Origin of the sequence: Kitasatospora griseola (genome assembly GCF_014648555.1) — a bacterium.
GTDB lineage: Bacteria > Actinomycetota > Actinomycetes > Streptomycetales > Streptomycetaceae > Kitasatospora > Kitasatospora griseola.
Window position 1 is genome coordinate 102,311 of the sequence record NZ_BMRI01000016.1, and the last position, 16,714, is coordinate 119,024.

Annotated in this window: 15 protein-coding genes and 1 pseudogene; 7 read left to right on the top strand and 9 right to left on the bottom strand. The window is 74.0% G+C overall.

From position 1 onward, the window contains the following. The first annotated feature begins 145 nt into the window (after window positions 1–145). A complete protein-coding gene (lipP1, locus tag IEZ12_RS21360) occupies window positions 146–1,084 on the top strand; it encodes a LipP1 family hormone-sensitive lipase (RefSeq protein WP_189273672.1) in 939 nt (312 codons plus the stop codon). After that, the gene (locus IEZ12_RS21365) at window positions 1,081–2,391 is read left to right on the top strand and encodes an aminotransferase-like domain-containing protein (RefSeq protein WP_189273674.1); all 1,311 of its coding nucleotides are present in this window, start codon (window positions 1,081–1,083) and stop codon (window positions 2,389–2,391) included. Before lipP1 ends, IEZ12_RS21365 begins: the two co-directional genes overlap by 4 nt. Before the next feature lie 55 nt (window positions 2,392–2,446). On the opposite strand, the gene IEZ12_RS21370 is transcribed toward IEZ12_RS21365, so the two are convergent. The 4 genes from IEZ12_RS21370 to IEZ12_RS21385 form a co-directional block, all read right to left on the bottom strand. Beyond that, complete coding sequence (locus IEZ12_RS21370) at window positions 2,447–3,211, bottom strand: ABC transporter permease (protein ID WP_189273676.1); 765 nt, start codon at window positions 3,209–3,211, stop codon at window positions 2,447–2,449. 24 nt (window positions 3,212–3,235) lie between these two features. Beyond that, on the bottom strand, window positions 3,236–4,189 hold the full coding sequence (locus IEZ12_RS21375; RefSeq protein WP_189273678.1) for an ATP-binding cassette domain-containing protein: 954 nt from the start codon (window positions 4,187–4,189) through the stop codon (window positions 3,236–3,238). A gap of 88 nt (window positions 4,190–4,277) precedes the next feature. Further along, window positions 4,278–5,435 carry a glycosyltransferase gene (locus tag IEZ12_RS21380; RefSeq protein WP_189273681.1) on the bottom strand — a complete coding sequence of 386 codons (1,158 nt, stop codon included), beginning with the start codon at window positions 5,433–5,435 and terminating at the stop codon, window positions 4,278–4,280. Then, window positions 5,432–5,749 (bottom strand): hypothetical protein, encoded by a 318-nt coding sequence (locus tag IEZ12_RS21385; RefSeq protein ID WP_189273683.1) that lies wholly within the window; start codon window positions 5,747–5,749, stop codon window positions 5,432–5,434. The genes IEZ12_RS21380 and IEZ12_RS21385 overlap by 4 nt, the downstream gene beginning before the upstream one ends. Window positions 5,750–5,848: 99 nt before the next feature. On the opposite strand from IEZ12_RS21385, the gene IEZ12_RS21390 reads away from it, so the two are divergent. The 4 genes from IEZ12_RS21390 to IEZ12_RS21405 are packed head-to-tail and all read left to right on the top strand — an operon-like array spanning window position 5,849 to window position 8,646. Continuing rightward, complete coding sequence (locus IEZ12_RS21390) at window positions 5,849–6,781, top strand: 3-oxoacyl-[acyl-carrier-protein] synthase III C-terminal domain-containing protein (RefSeq protein ID WP_189273685.1); 933 nt, start codon at window positions 5,849–5,851, stop codon at window positions 6,779–6,781. Window positions 6,782–6,834: 53 nt separating this feature from the next. Next, on the top strand, window positions 6,835–7,134 hold the full coding sequence (locus IEZ12_RS21395; protein ID WP_189273687.1) for an acyl carrier protein: 300 nt from the start codon (window positions 6,835–6,837) through the stop codon (window positions 7,132–7,134). Window positions 7,135–7,138: 4 nt separating this feature from the next. Next, window positions 7,139–7,939 (top strand): 2-hydroxy-acid oxidase, encoded by an 801-nt coding sequence (locus tag IEZ12_RS21400; RefSeq protein ID WP_189273689.1) that lies wholly within the window; start codon window positions 7,139–7,141, stop codon window positions 7,937–7,939. Beyond that, a complete protein-coding gene (locus IEZ12_RS21405) occupies window positions 7,936–8,646 on the top strand; it encodes a 4'-phosphopantetheinyl transferase family protein (protein WP_189273691.1) in 711 nt (236 codons plus the stop codon). Before IEZ12_RS21400 ends, IEZ12_RS21405 begins: the two co-directional genes overlap by 4 nt. 78 nt (window positions 8,647–8,724) lie before the next feature. Here IEZ12_RS21405 and IEZ12_RS21410 read toward each other — a convergent pair whose 3' ends face one another. The 3 genes from IEZ12_RS21410 to IEZ12_RS21420 all read right to left on the bottom strand — a co-directional run bounded on the left by IEZ12_RS21410 (window position 8,725) and on the right by IEZ12_RS21420 (window position 14,030). Then, window positions 8,725–9,222: a GNAT family N-acetyltransferase gene (locus IEZ12_RS21410; RefSeq protein ID WP_189273693.1), complete on the bottom strand. Its 498-nt coding sequence runs from the start codon at window positions 9,220–9,222 to the stop codon at window positions 8,725–8,727. Next, window positions 9,219–10,523, bottom strand: coding sequence for a DUF6271 family protein (locus IEZ12_RS21415; protein WP_189273695.1), 1,305 nt, complete (start codon window positions 10,521–10,523; stop codon window positions 9,219–9,221). The genes IEZ12_RS21410 and IEZ12_RS21415 overlap by 4 nt, the downstream gene beginning before the upstream one ends. A 594-nt stretch (window positions 10,524–11,117) precedes the next feature. After that, complete coding sequence (locus IEZ12_RS21420; RefSeq protein ID WP_189273698.1) at window positions 11,118–14,030, bottom strand: AfsR/SARP family transcriptional regulator; 2,913 nt, start codon at window positions 14,028–14,030, stop codon at window positions 11,118–11,120. A 438-nt stretch (window positions 14,031–14,468) separates the two neighbouring features. On the opposite strand from IEZ12_RS21420, the gene IEZ12_RS21425 reads away from it, so the two are divergent. Next, window positions 14,469–15,179, top strand: a complete 711-nt coding sequence (locus IEZ12_RS21425; RefSeq protein ID WP_229847746.1) for a helix-turn-helix transcriptional regulator — start codon at window positions 14,469–14,471, stop codon at window positions 15,177–15,179. Window positions 15,180–15,379: 200 nt separating this feature from the next. On the opposite strand, the pseudogene IEZ12_RS40630 reads toward IEZ12_RS21425, so the two are convergent. Beyond that, window positions 15,380–15,489: pseudogene (locus IEZ12_RS40630) on the bottom strand (IS5/IS1182 family transposase); the annotation flags it as partial. 53 nt (window positions 15,490–15,542) lie between these two features. Beyond that, on the bottom strand, window positions 15,543–16,712 hold the full coding sequence (locus IEZ12_RS21430; RefSeq protein ID WP_189273700.1) for a hydroxymethylglutaryl-CoA synthase: 1,170 nt from the start codon (window positions 16,710–16,712) through the stop codon (window positions 15,543–15,545). Window positions 16,713–16,714: the final 2 nt, after the last annotated feature.

The window sequence follows — 16,714 nt, forward strand, 5'->3', positions numbered from 1 at the left end:
CGCTTCGCGCAGTTCTCCCCCAGCCCTAGCGGGCCGGGAGGTGCCCCCACGCGCCCCTGGTTGTGCTCCCTGGTTTCGCCCCCTCGCAGAACCCCGTACCGACCCGCCGCCACTGACCGGCGGCCCGATCCTCCAGGAACGTCCCTTGCCACTGCATCCCCAGGCCGAGGCCATGCGCGCGCAGCGCGCTGCGGCCGGTACGCCGCCGTTGTACACCCGTACCCTCGCCGAGGCCCGCGCCGCGGATCTCGCCGACATCCGGGCCGCCGCCGGGAACCCCGAACCGGTCGGCTCGGTCGAGGAGCTGACCGTCGACGGGCCCGGCGGGCCGCTGCCGCTGCGGATCTACCGGCCCGACACCGGAGCCGACACCGAACTCCCCGTCCTGCTCTACCTGTTCGGCGGCGGCTGGACTCTCGGCTCGCCGGACACCAGCGACGCGATCTGCCGTCGCCTCACCAACGCCGTCGGCTGCGTCACCGTCTCGGTCGGCTACCGGCTCGCCCCCGAGCACCCCTTCCCGGCCGCCGTGCACGACGTGATCGCCGCCGCCGAGTGGATCGCCGCGAACGCCGCCGGACTGGGCGTCGATCCCGAGCGGATCGCGGTCGGCGGCGACAGCGCCGGCGGCAACCTGGCTGCCGCGCTCACCCTGGCCGCCCGGGAGCGCGGGGGCCCGGCGCTGCGCCACCAGCTGCTGGTCTACCCCAACACGGACCACGCCGCGGACACCCCGTCCGTCCGCGAGCACGACGACCCGCTGCTGTTCAACCGCCGCTCGGTCGCCTGGTACTGGGGCCACTACCTCGCCGACCCGGCCGACGGCGCGGACCCGCTGGCGTCCCCGCTGCGCGCCCCCTCGCTGGCCGGGCTGCCGCCCGCGACCGTGATCACCGCCGAGTACGATCCGCTGCGCGACGAGGGCGAGGCGTACGCGCGAGCCCTGCGCGCCGCCGGCGTCCCCGTCGAGCTGCGCCGCTACGACGGCATGCCGCACGGCTTCTTCGCGATGGCCGGCGTCCTGGACGACGGCCGCGACGCCCAGCGCCACGCCGCCGACCGACTGCGGGAGGCCCTGCGGTGACGACGACCACCACCACGCTCCCGCTGGGCGAGCTGCACGCCAGCCTGGCCGATCCGCTGCTGGACGCGATGACGTTCCTCAACGAGGTCACCGAGCGCTACCCGGACGCGCTGTCCTTCGCCCCGGGCCGCCCGCACGAGGGCTTCTTCGAGCCCGAGGACGTCCACGGCCACCTGGACGCCTACCTCGCCCACCTCGCCGAACGCGGCCTCAGCGGCAGCGCCGTGCGGACCGCGCTGTTCCAGTACGGGCCGACCAAGGGCATCATCGCCGACCTGGTCGCCCGCACCCTCGCCAACGACGAGGGCCTGCACGCCGCCCCCGAGTCGCTGGTGCTCACCGTCGGCGCCCAGGAGGGCATGCTGCTGGTGCTGCGCGCGCTGTGCGCCACGCCCGAGGACGTCCTGCTGGTCAGCTCGCCCTGCTACGTCGGCGTCACCGGCGCCGCCCGGCTGCTCGACGTGGCGACCGTCCCTGTCCCGGAGGGCCCCGACGGCGGCCCCGACCCGCAGGCCGTGCGGGCGGCGGCCCGCGCCGTCCGGGCGGCCGGCCGCCGTCCGCGCGCGCTGTACGTCGTCCCCGACTTCGCCAACCCGTCCGGCACCAGCATGCCGGTCGAGGCGCGCGCCGGGCTGCTGGACGCGGCGGCCGAGGAGGGGCTGCTGGTGATCGAGGACAACCCGTACGGCTTTTTCGCCCGCGAGGCCGGCGACCGCCCCACCCTGAAGGCGCTGGACCGGCGCCGCCAGGTGATCTACCTCGGCTCCTTCGCCAAGACCTGCTTCCCCGGCGCCCGGCTCGGCTACGTCGTCGCCGACCAGCAGGTGCTCGCCCCCGACGGCCGCACCACGCTGCTCGCCGACGAGCTGGCCAAGCTGAAGAGCATGACGACGGTCAACACCCCGGCGCTCAGCCAGGCCGTGATCGGCGGCATGCTGCTCCGGCACGACTGCCGGCTGCGGGACGCCAACGCCCCCGCCCGCGCCCACTACGCGGCCAACCTCGCCGCTCTGCTGCGGGAGTTGGAGCGGCACTTCCCGCCGGCCGAACGGGCCCGGCTCGGCGTGTCCTGGAACGAGCCGGAGGGCGGCTTCTTCGCCGTGCTCCAGGTTCCGTTCACCGCCGACGGGGCGGCCATGGAGCGCTGCGCCCGCGAACACGGCGTGCTCTGGACGCCGATGGCCCCGTTCTACCCGGCGGGCGGCGGCGAGCGCCGCCTGCGGCTGTCGATCAGCGCCCTGAGCGAGCGGCAGATCGGGACGGGCGTGGCCCGGCTGGCCGACTTCGTCCGGGCCGCCGCGGGCTGAACACGACGGAGCGGGGAGGGGCCGCAGCCCCTCCCCGCTCCCCGGCCGGGTGCGGCTACCGGATCCGGGCCGAGAACAGCCGGGCCGAGTAGAACACCGCCGCGACCGTCAGCACCGTGACGATCAGCAGCCCCTGCCAGACCACGCTGTCGCCGGGGTGCCCGGAGAACAGCGCCCGCATGCCCTCCACCGCCCAGTAGAAGGGGTTCCACTCCGCCACCCGCTGCAGCCACATCGGCGCCAGCGCCAGCGGCAGCAGCACGCCGGAGAGCAGGCCGATCGGCTGGGCGATGGTGTTCACCACCGGCGCCATCGCGGCGTCGTTGGGCAGGGCGAGGGCGATGCCGTACGAGATGGCCGAGGTCATCAGCGCCAGCAGGGCGAGCAGCAGATAGGCCAGCAGCAGGCTCCCCGGGTCGACCCGCAGGCCGAACGGCAGCGCGACCAGCGTGATGATGACCGCCTGGACGAGCAGCCCGACCGTCTCGCGCAGCGCCCGCCCCAGCAGCAGGGCGAGCCGGCTGACCGGGGTCACCCGGGAGCGCTCGATGATGCCGGCCTTCAGCTCGCCGAGCAGGCTGAAGCCGGTGTAGAGGCCGCCGAAGATGCAGAGCACCGCCAACAGGCCGGGGACGTAGATCTGGTAGGCCTCGGCGTAGCTGGTGGCGCCCATGGGGGCGAGCACCTTCTTGAGCAGCGGGGCGAACAGCAGCAGGTAGAAGACCGGCTGGGTGATGCCGATGACGATCCAGATCGGTGTGCGCCACATCAGCAGCACTTGCCGCTGGAAGACCAGCCAGGTGTCACGGGCGAGCTTCACGGAAGGAACCCCAGGGATCTCTCGTCAGGACTGTTCGATGGATCGGCCGGTGCGGGCCAGGAACACGTCGTCCAGGCTCGGCCGTTGGAGCTGCACCGTCCCGGGGACGATGCCCGCCCCGTTCAGGACGCTCAGCAGCAGCGGGATCGCCGCCGCACCGTCGTCCAGGTAGAGCCGCAGGCCGTCCTCGCCCGGCTCCAACCGGTGCAGGCAGGGCTGACCGCGCAGGGCGTCGGCCGCGGGCTGGGCCTCCCCGGCGGCGAGGCCGAGCAGGACGACGTCGCCGGAGATCTCGCGCTTGAGCGCCTCGGGCGTGCCCTCGACGACGACCTGGCCGTGGTCGACGATCGCGACCCGGTCGCAGAGCGCGTCGGCCTCGTCCAGGTAGTGGGTGGTCACCACCACGGTCATGCCCTCGGCGCGCAGCCGCTTGATCTCGGCCCACACCTGGCCGCGGCTGGCCGGGTCGAGGCCGACCGTGGGCTCGTCCAGGAACAGCACCTTCGGGGAGTGGATCACCCCGAGGGCGATGTCCACCCGGCGGCGCTGGCCGCCGGAGTAGGTGCTGCAGTGGCGGTCGGCGAACTCGGTCAGGTCGAAGGCCTTCAGGGCGTCCTCGGCCTGGCGCTGGGCGTCGGCCTTGCGGCTGCCGTACATCCGGGCCTGCATCACCAGCTCCTCCCGGCCGGTGACCGCGTCGGCGGTGCCGCCGCCCTGGGCGACGTAGCCGATCCGGCGGCGGACCCCGGCCGGGTCGGCCAGCAGGTCGGCGCCGGCGATCAGGGCTTCGCCGCCGTCCGGGCGGATGAGCGTCGCGAGCATGCGCAGGGTGGTGGTCTTCCCGGCGCCGTTCGGGCCGAGGAAGCCGAAGATCTCGCCCGCTCGGACATGCAGATCGATGCCGCGGACGGCGTCGACGACGGTGCGGCCGTGCTTACCGGACGGATAGGACTTGCGAAGTCCCTTGGTCTCGATCAACCAGAACTCCCGGGCTGGGGCGGTGTGCGGGGGCTCGCGCCCGCCAACTCCCGTGCGGAAAGCCGGGATTGGCGGGCGCGAGGCGGAATCAGGGGGCGACCAGCGCTTCCATCCGGTCGGCGGCGGTCGACGCCCCTCCGCCGGACAGAAGTTGACGACCGATCAGCTCGGCGGCCGTCCGGTGGGAGGGCTCGTCGAGCACCCGCCGCAGTCGCTCGGCGATCACCGGCGGACTGACCCGAGCGAACGGGACCCGGAGGCCGGCCCCGGCCTCCACGACCCGCTGCGCCACGAACGGCTGGTCGTTGCGGATCGGCGCCGCCAGCACGGGGACACCGTGCGCCAGCGACTCGACCACGGTGTTCATCCCACCATGGCAGAGCACCGCGTCCAACCCGCCCCTGGACAGCAGCTCCAGGACCGGTGCCCGATCGACCACCGTGACGGAGTCCGGAAGGGCAGCCGGCAGTGCCCCGCGGGGCGCGGCGATCACCGCCCGGACGTCCCCGCCGAGCAGCGCCAGCGCCTCGACGGTGCGGTGCAGGAAGTCCGCGCCGACCGCGTCCGACATCGTCCCCATGGTGACCAGCACGGTGCGCCGGCCCGGCTCCAGCCGCTCCCACGGGAACGCCGGGTCGGCCGGCCGCTCGGTCAGCACCGGCCCCACCAGGGCGAGTTGCGGCAGCGTCGGCAGGTCGCCGAGCAGCGCCCGCCCGGTGGTGGCCAGCACCAGGTGCGGCGAGAGGCGCGGATCGGCGAATTCCTCGGCGGGCAGCTGCGCCCGCTCCCACAGGCCCGCCAGCAGGCCCGCCGTCCAGGCCTCGACCTGCGGCAGGTGCCGGTACGGGCGGCCCAGCTCCATTGCCCCCGGCGCCAGCGTCGCCCACGGCAGCCCGTGCCGGTGCGCGACCAGCGCGCCCGCCGGGGTGTGCTGGTCCACCAGCAGCGCGTCCGGCCGGAACTCCCGGACCACCGCGTCCAGCGGCTTCAGGGTGAACCTGGCGTACGGGACGACGAAGCCCTCCCACAGCGAACGCAGCGAGGCCAGGCCGTGGCCGCCCATCGCCCGGAACATCCGGTTGCCGGTGCCGAAGATCCGGGCGTCGGGGCCGAGCAGCGGCCGCAGCATCGTCCCGGTGCCGGTCCAGGCGACCTCGTGGCCGCGCGCGACCAGCTCGTTCGCGATCCCGGCCGCCGGATTGACGTGCCCGGCCAGCGGCGGCACTGCCATCAGGAAGCGGCTCATCGGCGCACCAGCTCCGCCAGGTCGCCGACGGTCAGCGCAGCCAGTCCGTCCAGCCCGAGGCCGGCCCGCAGCGCGCCCAGGTCGGCGCCGAAGCGCTCCCGCAGCAGCGCGTCCAGGGCGGCGAACTCGCTCTCGTCCAGGGCGAGATCACCGTCGAGTCGGTCCTCGGGGGCGAGCGACTCTGCCCAATCGGGCAGCGCGTCGGCGGCCTCGGCCAGCGCGGCCAGCAACCCCGGGTCGAGGGCGGCGGGAGGCCTTGAGGCCAGGTCGGAAGCGGTTTCTCGGTATGCGGAGTAATGCTGGGGATCGGTCATCGGAAGGCTCCACCGGCTCGACGGCAACGGGGGTGAGGGAGAGGGCTCCAGGGCGGTGATCGCTTGTGCGACCCGCGGAGCGTGGGAATACTAACCGGCGTGACCGCACTGGAGGCAGTGGCCGTCCACCTCCCCCCGCGACTCGAATCGATCGAGGACGTGGGCGCCCGGATCGGCCTTACCCCACGTCAACTCCGACTCTTCCGCCGCTTCCACGGCCTGGACCAGGTGCGCCTGGACCCGGACGGGACGCTGCTCGACCTGCTGGACGCCGCCGTCCGGGCCCTGCCCGAACTGCGCGGCAACGAACACCGGGTCCGGTACCTGCTGCACGCCCGCAACACACCGGTCGCCGTGCCCTACCCGCTCAACCCCCTGCACCAGCTCAAAGAACGCTTCGGCCTCACCCGCGCCGACGCCTTCACTGTCACCCAACAGGCCTGCGCCGCCTCGCTGTTGGTCGTCGACCTGGCCGGGCGACTGCTCGCGGACGACGGCGACCCGTCGGCGCTGGCCCTGGTGGTGGCGGGGGAGAAGACCTTCACCCGGGACGCCCAGGTCCTCCCCGACACCACGATCTTCGCCGAGGCCTCGACGGCCTGCCTGGTCAGCCCCGGCGGCGACCGGAACCGGGTGCTGTCCTACGCGGTCCGCCAGCGCCCCGAGTTCTACGGCCGGCCGGCCGAGGACCCGGAGCTGATGGTCCGCTACCAGCGGGAGTACCAGCCCACCATGATCGAGACCGTGCAGGCCGCGCTCGACCAGGCCGGTCTGGACCTCTCCGACCTCGCGCTGCTGCTCCCGCACAACGTCAACCAGGCCTCCTGGCGGATGATCTGCCGCCAACTCGGCCACCCCGTCGAGCGGGTGGTCCTGGACAACGTGCTCACGGTCGGACACAGCTTCGCCGCGGACGCCTTCGTCAACCTCCGCACCGCAACCACCGGCGGAGCGCTCCGGCCCGGCGACCACTACCTGATCGCCGCCGCCGGCGTCGGCGCCACCTTCGCGGCCATGGTCCTGCAGCACTGACGCGCCGCCGCCGCATCCTCGTTCCTCTCCACCCAGCACTGGACGGTCCACCCATGTCACACTCCGCCCTGCCCACCACCGAGTCGGTCGACCCCGAGGTGCGCGGCCGCATCCGGCGCGGCATCGAGGACGTGCTGCCGCGCGTCCTGGGCGTCGAACTCGCCGACATCCCCGCGAACGCCTGCTTCCTCGACGACTACGGCCTCACCTCCTCCGGCATCGTCGAACTGGTCCTGGACATCGAGGAGACGCTCGCCATCCAGGTCGACGTCGAGCACCTCGGCATCGACGACATCCGCACCGTCGACAGCCTCACCGACTACGTCGTCGGGCACTACGCCGACGAGGACTGACCCGATGCCCACCGAGACCCGCGGCCTGCGCGTGACCAGGGCGGTCGCCGCCGGATTCGACGGCCACTCCGCCGCCGCGCTCCACCCCGACCTGCGCGTCTTCACCGGCGACCTGGTCCGCCCGTACGGCCTGCCGCTGCGCGAGGACCTGCTGGCCGAAGGCGCCGGGCACGACTACGGCGAGATGGCCGCCGGCCTGATCGAACAGGCGCTGCCCGGGGGCGAACCCGCGGACCTGCTGATCCTGGCCTTCTCCTCCCCGGACGTCCTGCCCGCCGCGCCCTCCTCGCTCCGGCTCAGCCGCCACTGCCCCGGACAGCCGACCGCCTTCGCCGTCTGCGACCAGGGCAGCGCCACCGCCTTCGCCGCGCTGCGGATCGCCGCCGCCCACCACCGCACCGGCGGCTGCCGGCGGGCCGTGATCGTGCTCGCCGAGCAGAGCGCCCTGCACTACCGGCCCGCCGAGCCCGTCGAGCTGCCCGCCGAGCACCGGGCCGTCGTCCTGGTCTGCGAGGAGGCCCCGGGGGAGGGGATGCGGGTCCGCCAGCAGGCCGAGCCGGACGGCGCGCAGGCGCTGCGCTCCGTCCTCGACGAACACCGTCGACTCGGGCCGGACGCCGGGCTGTTGCTCGCCGCCGGCCTCGCCTCCGGCGACACCCCCGAAGGCGCCCGGGCGGCCCGCCCCGGACAGCCGTTCACCGGCGTCTGGAGCCTGCTCGCCGACCGCCTCCCCGGGCCCGGCCCGCTGCTGGTCGCCGACCACGACCGCCGCCTGGGCCGGCTCAGCACCCTGACCCTGCCGTGAACGCCCCTGCGCGGGAAAGCGCCACCGACGTCGTCGACGTCTGGAGCATCCCCACCGACCAGCCCCCGGCCGTCGTCCGCCGGCTGTACGGCCTGCTCGACGCCGAGGAACGGGAGCGGGCCGACCGGGCCCGCGACCCGCGGCAGGGCGAGCGGTTCACCGTGGTCCGCGGCGCCGTCCGGCTGCTGGTCGCCGAACGGCTCGACGTCGCGCCCGCCGACCTGGCGTGGCGACGCGGCCCGCACGGCAGGCCCAGCCCCGCGGCCGGCGGCCGGATCGACGTCAACTGGTCCGCCTCGGGCGCCCTCGCGCTGCTCGCCGTCGCGGACGGGCGCCGGGTCGGCGCGGACGTCGAGCAGCTCCGCCCGCCCGGCGTCGGCATCCGGATCGCCCGCCGGCACTTCCCGCCCGCCGACGCGGCACTCGTCCTCGACGCGCGCACCCCGGCCGACGGCGCCGACCGGTTCACCCGGCTCTGGTGCCGCCGCGAGGCCTGCGTCAAGGTCTACGGCGGCCGGCTCGCCCAGGGCCTCGGCCTCCCGCTGGCCGGCCCCTCCCCGCTGCGCCTGGCCGACCCGGGCCCGCTCGGCCCCGGCCCGCTCCGGCTCGCCGACGTCCCCGTCCCGGGCCCGTTCCGCGCGGCGGTCGCCGTCGACGAGGACCGCCCCTTCACCGTCCGCCACCGTACCTGGGCCGCGCCCTACTGAACCGAACTCCCTTGCCGCGCAGACGCGTTGAGCCCGACCGGCAGCCAGGCCGGTCGGGCTCCTCGGGTACTGCCGCGGTCAGCCCACCGGCCTCGACATGTAGACCGCACGCCGCCCGTAGGACGCGGGCACGGCCACCTCCCGGTGCGCGCGGTAGCCGTAGAAGCGCAGCAGGATGTCGGAGCCGCGCACAGCGATCATCGAGATCTGCGCGAAGCCCCCCTCCGCCGCCCGCGCCTGCGCGTGCTCCATCAGGTGCGCGGCGAGCTCCCGGCCGCGCAGCTCCTCGGCCAGCACCAGGTCGTGGACGTGCAGGTTGTCCGACTCGAACGCCCCGGCCTCCGCCACGGCGAGGTCCGGGCAGCGCAGCGGCGGGTACGGCAGGCTCAGCAGGTAGCCGCGGACGACGCCGTGCTGTTCCAGCACGTAGCAGGTCTCCGGCGAGCAGCGGGCCCGGGACTGCAGCGCCTCCCGGCCCTCCGACAGACCGTCGGCCGCGTAGGCGTCGTGCTCCAGCGCGACCACCGCGTCCCAGTCCCCGTCGGCCAGTTGACGGATCAGGAACTCCCCGCTCACCCGCCGAGCCCCCGCTCGCGGGCGGCGGCCACCATCGGGGCCCAGGCCTCGATCAGCACGGCCCAGCGCTCGGCGTCCTCCCGGGCCTCGTCCAGCAGCTGCTGCCGCTGCCCGGCCACCACGTCCGCCAGCTCGGCGTACTTGCCGCCCAGCTTGCGGTAGAGCCGGTCCACCTCGTCCAGGCACTGCTCGTTCACGTCCCGGTCCAGGTCGACGGTGCCCCGCACCAGACCGAGGATCGGCTCGACCAGCAGCTCGTGCCGCTCGTCCAGCAGCCCGCGGCCGAGGTCGATCATCTGACCGTAGACCGGGTACAGGTACAGCATCGAGAGCAGCATCTTGACGAAGCGCAGCTGGTACGAGACGAATCCGGCGCCGACCCGGCGTTCGGGCGTGTAGTAGTTGACGATGTGCCGCTTGTGGATGACGGCGGGCAGCTTGGAGTGCACCAGGGCGTGCAGCAGCGCGTAGTCGGCGCCGATGGTGCGCAGCGACGGCACCAGCGGCAGCACCTCGTAACCCCGGTGGTCCAGGGCGACGTTGCACATGTAGACGTCCCAGATGTCGGGCACGCCGAGCACCGAGTCGTCGCTGTCGAAGGTCTCAGGCTCGGCGCCCTTGAAGGAGATGTCCACCATGGCGTCCTGCTGCTCCCGGGTCCACACCCGCGGCGTCCACAGTCGCACCAGGTCCCGGTAGACCTCCGGGTCCAGCTCGTTGATCTCGCCGATGTCCACGTTGAGTTCGCCCATGAAGGCGGCGCTGACCAGCATCACCGGCTTGTCCGCGTCCGCCGGGTCGAGCTCGGAGCGGGCCACGCCGGCCACCGCCTGGCCGGCCGGCTTGCCGATCGACAGCAGCTCGTGGTGGATCGGGAACATCTTCTCGCCGTCGACGACCTGGTAGTCGAAGTCGTCGTTGCGCAGGTGCGCCGAGGTGCAGCCCAGGGCGGCGGCGCCCAGGAAGATCCGGTTCACGCAGGAGCCGTACGCGACGGTCGGCGGCAGCATCAGGTCGAGCAGCAGCTCGGGGTCGGCGCCGCCGGAGCGCCGCGCCACGTCGAGGAAGAACTCGCGCTGCGCCTCGTTGCCGAGGTGGTGGACGAACACGCCGGGGGCGGGCGTCAGCGAGGCCACGGCGTCCGCGTTCTTCGCGAACTCGGCGTCCTCGGTGGTGTCGAGGACGAGGAGGTGGACCTCGACCCCGAAGGTCTCGACGGCGTAGGCCGCCTCCTCGGTGAGGTCCGCGATGGTGCCGGGGCAGGCCCGCATGGTGGGCAGGGCGAGGCAGACTCGTTGCATGGTGATGGGAAGCTCCGTCTGATCGTCAGATTCGTTGCGGCGCTCGGCGGTCGAGCGGGGGGAGCGGCCGGGGCCGGTCCGTCGCGCCGTCCCGGACGAGCTCGCCGGCGCGGGCGGAGGGCTGCGGCGGCACCGTGGATGACCTGGTCGCCCCACAGTGGACTGGACCAATCCGGAGTGTCAACGCTCTGCTCCCGGGCCGCCCGCACCGCCCGCCGACACTGCCCGATGGGGCAGCCGGCCCTGCCCCGGGGCGGCCTCGGGCCGGCTCCCGGGCGGGCCTCTGCGCGAAATGGTTCGAGTGCGCACGGGGGTCCTCCAGGTGAACGGAGAACGGTCGTGCGGAATCCGGCCGGGAATCGTCGGCGGCCGGTGCGGCCCGACTTCCGTACTCGAAGTCCGATGGCCCGGCGCCCGCCCCGAGCGAATGATCTCCGGAATGTCAATTCGCCGCGCGGGCGTTCACTCCGAAATTGATCCGTGATGATCGTTGCGCAGCCTGCGCCGAATATCTCGGGAAGATAACGGATTTGCGGTGGAGATGTTCCGGAGACGGCGAAGACCTTTACTTCCGGACCGCCCCGGAAGGGCCGGCTACGCCAGGCAGGCCCGGCCGCGGTCGCGCTCCCCGAGGTCGAACAGCGCCCGCTCGATGGCGGCCAGCGCGTTCGCCCCGCGGTGCTCCAGGCCGGCCTTCCGGGCGATCGCCAGCGCCTGCTCGGCCGCCTCCAGCGCCCGGGCCGGCAGCCCGGCGGCCCGGCAGGACTCGGCCAGGCCCAGCAGCACGCCCGGCATCCGGTCCCGGGCGCCGAGCGCGCGCAGCGCCCCCAGGCACTCCCGGAAGTCCTCGCACGCCTCCTCGAACCGGCCCATCCCGTGCAGCGCCGTCGCCCGCGCGTACAGCATGTGCACCTGGCCGACGAAGTCGCCCAGCTCCCGGAACGTCACCAGGCTGCGCTCGGCCCTGGCCAGGGCCGACTCCGGCCGGTCGACGGCCAGGTCGGCCAGCGCGGCCATCCCCTCGACGAAGGCGTGCGAGGACCGGTTGCCCAGCTCGACGCTCAGCGCGACGGCCTCGTCGCACCAGACGGTGACCTCCTCGTCGGTGCAGCGCGGGAGACCGGCCAGCGCCAGCACGACCAGCGCCCCCGGCAGCAGCTCCGGCTGCCCCGTCCGCCGGGCCAGCGTCACCACCCGGGCCGCCTCGGACCGGGCCTGCCAGGTCCGCTGGAACTCCCGCTGCGCCCACATCAGCGTGTACCGGGCCCGCGCCTCGCTGACCGGCAGGCCCGCCGCCCCGGCGGCCTCGGCCACCCGTCCGGCCAGGTCGCACAGCTCCGGCACGGCCATGCCCAGGTCGATCAGCTGGATCAGCACCAGCGTCAGGTCCGCGACCACCGCCAGCGGGCCGTCCGGGTCCCGGGTGACCTGCTCGGCGACCGCCAGCACGGCGGCGACCTCCCGCCGGGCCCAGCGCAGCCCCTCGGCCGGCCCGGCGAAGGCCGGAACGGCGGGCGCCGGCCCGGCGACCTCCGCCGCCACCAGGTCCGGGAACGGGTAGCCGGGCCGGACCACCCGGTACAGGCCCGCCACCGCCGCCAGGTAGTGCCGCAGCAGCCGCTCGACGGCGGCCCGCCCGACAGCCTCCCCGTCCACCTCCCGGACCAGCTCGCGGGCGAACAGCCGCAGCAGGTCGTGGTACTGGTAGCGGCCCGGGAACGGGCAGGACAGCAGCCCCAGGTCGGTCAGCGCCTCGGCCAGCCGCTCGGCCGCCGGCTCCGGCAGCTCCAGCAGCACCGCGGCCGCCGCCGAGGACACGCCCGGGCCGTCCGCCAGCGACAGCAGCCGGAACGCGCGGGCGGTCTCCGGGTCGAGCTGGTCGTAGCTGAGCCGGAACGACGCGGCGACCGCCAGCTCCCCGGTCTCCAGCTCGGCCAGCCGCCGCCGCTCCGAGGCCAGCCGGTCCGCCATGTGCGACAGCTGCCAGGCCGGACGGGCCGCCAGCCGGGACGCCGCCGTCCGCACCGCCAGCGGCAGGAACCCGCAGGCCGCCGCCAACCGCCGGGCCGCCGCCGGCTCGGCCGCCACCCGGGACGCCCCGGCGATCGCGGTGAGCAGCCGCACCGACTCCTCCGAGGTCAGCGGCTCCAGGGCGACCCGACGGGTCATCGGAACCCCCGACAGCCAGGCCCGGCCGGTCACCAGCACCGCGCAGGAGCGGCTGCCGGGCAGCAGCGGCCCGATCTGCCGGCTGTCGCGGGCGTCGTCCAGCACGATCAGCACCCGCAGGCCCGCCACCCGGGACCGGAACAGGGCGGCCCGCTCCGCCGTCCCCTGCGGGATCGCCGCGTCGGCCACGCCCAGCGCGCCGAGGAAACCGGCCAGCACCTCGCCCGGATCGGCCGGGAACGCCCCCGCCCCCTGCAGGTTCACGTACAGCTGACCGTCCGGGTACAGCCCGCCCACCGCGTGCGCGACGTGCACCGCCAACGTCGACTTGCCGACCCCGCCCAGGCCCGACACCCCCACCACCGGCATGGCCGGACCGCCGGGCGCCAGGTCCGCGCACAGCGCCGCGCACAGCTCGTCCCGGCCGGTCCAGTCGGAGAGGTCGGCGGGCAGCTGGGCCGGCGCGACCGGCACCGGCCCGGTCGGCCCGCCGCCCGCCTCGACCACCGGCGCGGGCTCGGCGGCCGGCGCGGCCAGCTGCGGATCGCCCGACAGGACGCCCAGGTGCAGCTCGCGCAGCCGCGGCCCCGGATCGACCCCCAGCTGCTCCAGCAGCGTGCGGCGGGCGTCCGCGTACACGCCCAGCGCCTCGCCCTGCCGCCCGCTGCGGTACAGCGCCAGCATCAGCAGCTCCCGCATCGGCTCCAGCAGCGGGTACTGGCTGACCCACACGGTCAGTTCACCGATCACCTCCGCGTGCCGCCCGGCCTCCAACTCGGTCTCCAGCCAGGCCTGGACGGCGTTCAGCCGACGCTCGACCAGCCGGGCCCGGTGCGCCTGGGCGAACGGCCCCGGCAGCCCGGCCAGCGGCTCGCCGTGCCACAGCCCGCACGCCTCCCGCAGCAGCCCGAGCGCCCCCGCGACGTCCCCCAGCGCGCGGGCCCGGCCCGCCGCCGCGACCCGGTCCTCGAACACCTCGGCGTCCACGCAGTCCGCCGGGAGCCGCAGCACGTAGCCGCTGCCCGACGACACCAGCACCGACGGGTGCACCCGGTCCGGCTCCAGCACCCGCCGCAGCCGCGACACGTACGTCCGTACGACGGTGGCGGCCCGGGCCGGCGGCTCCTCCCACAGCGCGTCGAGCAGCTCGTCGACCGACACGATCCGGCGCGCCCGCAGCGCCAACGCGGTGAGCAGCGCCCGCTGCTGCGGCGGACCGAGCTCCAACTCGCGTTCCCCGCACCAGGCCTGCACCGGCCCGAGCAGACCCAGGCGCAGCCGCTCCCCGCCGTCCGGCTCCGAAGCCGACGTGCCGCGGGGCTCTCCGATTTCCGTCATCGTCAGACGGTAGCGGTTCCGACCAACCGGCCGCGGCGCCGGGGCGGGGCAATTCCGCCGCCGCGCCGGGGCCTTGTCGGCCACCCGTCCGCGCGCTTTCGATTCCGCCGCGACCGGTCGCGGAAACGGCCGCGCCGCGGACCGTCCGCCCGGCGGGCCCGGAAAAAAAAGAAAACTTCCCCCGCCGAACGGGAACCGATGACGCGGATGCGGATCCGTCAATCTTTTATTGATCGGCGGCGGATAGCTTCGGCCCCGGTGCACATGTCCGTCGGACCTCAGACGGACACGGGAGCTCCCGCGGTGCCAGCCGGGCCGCAGGAGGAGGAGAGACGGCGTCTCGTGCGGACGACGCCAGCCGACCGGTTCCGACGGTGCGCCGCCGCCAGTGGGGGGCGGTGGGCGCACCGCCAAGCGCAACGAAAGGAATCCAGCGCCGTGCTTCAGTACGCCGACGACGTCCGCGCGACGACGACCCGAACGATCCCGACGCAGACCGCCCGAACGATCCCGGCCCAGACCGCCCGGCCGATCCCGGTCGCCGTCCACGCCCTGGACCCGCTCTCCCGAGCCGGAGTGGTGAGCTACCTCCGGCAGTGCCCGGAGATATCGCTCGTCGAGGAGGACCACCACCAGGCCGGCACCGGCGTCGCGCTGCTGGTCGCCGACACCTTCGACGAGGCCGCCATGGCCGGCCTGTCCCGGCTGGTCAAGGCCGAACGGACGCGCGTGGTGCTGATCCTGGACCGGATCCAGGAGCCCGAGCTGCTCAACGTCGTCTCGCTCGGCGTCACCACCATCCTGTGGCGCCGCGAGGTCACCGGCGAACGCCTGCGCCAGGCCGTCCGCACCGCCGTCCGCGGCCACGGCGACCTGCCCCCGGACCTGCTCGGCAAACTGATCGGCTGCATGGGCCGCCGACGCACCGGCGACGGCCCGGACAACAACCCCGCCGACTACGGCATGCTGCCCCGCGAGGTCGACGTCCTGCGCCTGGTCGCCGACGGCATGGACACCGGGGAGATCGCCGTCAAACTCCTCTACTCGGAGCGGACGATCAAGAACATCATCCACACCGTCACCACCCGCTTCCAACTCCGCAACCGCGCCCACGCGGTGGCCTACGCCCTGCGCGAGGGCTACATCTAGGCGGTGTCCTGACGATCCCTTGTCGAAACCGGGCGGCCGGCCCGGACCCGGTTGGCGGCCTGGTCGGCCTTCTCACCCGGCAGCGGCCGTCCGCGCTCAGGTGGATCCTGGTGGTGAAGCCGCCGCGCGAGCGGCCGAGCGCCTCACCTCCCGCACCACCTCCGCCAGCCGGTCGATCAGGTCCGCCCGGACCCGCCGCAGTTCACAACCTGCCGATGGTCCCGCCACCTGCCACAACGCCGTTGCTCACCGGCAGGAGCGGCTCCGGCCGCTCCCACCGGGCATCCGTCAGATCACTCCTGCTCCCCATAGTCGTAGCAACGACTCAACTGATCGCCAGGACAAGGCCCAGGGCTGCTCCGGTCAGCACGCTTGGTAGAGGCGCTTGTGGCCGCTGATACCGGACAGCCGGAACGGTCCCGTGGTCTGCTGCGGGGTGGCGTGGTCGCCGCCGTCGAGGGGGAAAGCCCACTCGTGCAGCTCGCGGTAGCCGACGTAGTCGATGGGCCGTCGCCGGGAGACTGCCTCGATGTTCGCCTCCGTCCGCAGCCGGTCCTGGTATCCGGCGACGATGGTCCCGCCGAAGAACTCGGCGACGCTGCCGGAACCGTAGCTGAGGAATCCGATGCGCTCACCGGTCAGGTCGTCGGCCTGGTCGAGGAGCGCGGCGAGGCCCAGGTAGACGGACGCGGTGTAGCTGTTCCCGATCACCCGGTTGTAGGCGGTGGTCCGGCCGACGGCACGCGTGACGTCGTCGTTGTGAACGTCGTGGCTGCAGTAGTTCAGCAGGTGCCGGTGGGCCTTGTGAGCCATCTTGGTGAACGGCTGGTGGTAGCAGAACGCGGCGAACTGCTCCAGGGAGTGGCCGCCCCGCTCCGAGTAGTCCTTCCAGGCCCCCTCCACCGCCTGGAGGTAGGCGCCGATGGATTCCCGGCCGTCGACCAGAGCCGTGGTGCGGTAGTTCGGCCGCCAGAAGTCCATGACATCGACGGTGAACAGGCCCGACGGATCCTCGATGCGCACCAGCCCCGGATCGGCGCCGACGAGCATGGCGACCGCGGCGGCGCCCTGCGTCGCCTCACCGGGGCTGTCCAGGTCGTACTTGGAGACGTCACTGGCGATGACGAGAACCTGCTGGGAGGGATCGCGCTGCACCAGGCCGATGGCGAACTGCAGGCCGGCCGTGGCCCCGTAGCAGGCCTGCTTCAGCTCCACGACGCGGGTGGCCGACGGCAGTCCGAGCAGGGAGTGGACGTACACACCGGCCGACTTCGCCTGGTCGATCGACGATTCGGTCGCGAGCACGACCGTGCGGATCCGGTCGCTGCCGTGCCGGGCGATGACCGGTGCGGCAGCCGTCGCGGCCAGGGTCACGATGTCCTCGTCGGCGGCCGGGACGCTCATCGACTCCTGGCCGATGCCCACGTGGTACTTGCCGATCTCGGTTCCGTTGTGAGCGGCGAGGGCGGTGTGCGGCAGCACGAACTCGCTGGTGGCGAACGACAGATCATGGATGCCTATGGCGAGGGGCATGC

Bases quoted from the DNA above. Each gene is read 5' to 3' on its own strand.
- IEZ12_RS21415 (WP_189273695.1), bottom strand. From the start codon at position 10,523: ATGCAACGAGTCTGCCTCGCCCTGCCCACCATGCGGGCCTGCCCCGGC.
- IEZ12_RS21430 (WP_189273700.1), bottom strand. From the start codon at position 16,712: ATGCCCCTCGCCATAGGCATCCATGATCTGTCGTTCGCCACCAGCGAG.
- IEZ12_RS21380 (WP_189273681.1), bottom strand. From the start codon at position 5,435: ATGAGCCGCTTCCTGATGGCAGTGCCGCCGCTGGCCGGGCACGTCAAT.
- IEZ12_RS21420 (WP_189273698.1), bottom strand. From the start codon at position 14,030: ATGACGGAAATCGGAGAGCCCCGCGGCACGTCGGCTTCGGAGCCGGAC.
- IEZ12_RS21395 (WP_189273687.1), top strand. From the start codon at position 6,835: ATGTCACACTCCGCCCTGCCCACCACCGAGTCGGTCGACCCCGAGGTG.
- IEZ12_RS21400 (WP_189273689.1), top strand. From the start codon at position 7,139: ATGCCCACCGAGACCCGCGGCCTGCGCGTGACCAGGGCGGTCGCCGCC.
- IEZ12_RS21385 (WP_189273683.1), bottom strand. From the start codon at position 5,749: ATGACCGATCCCCAGCATTACTCCGCATACCGAGAAACCGCTTCCGAC.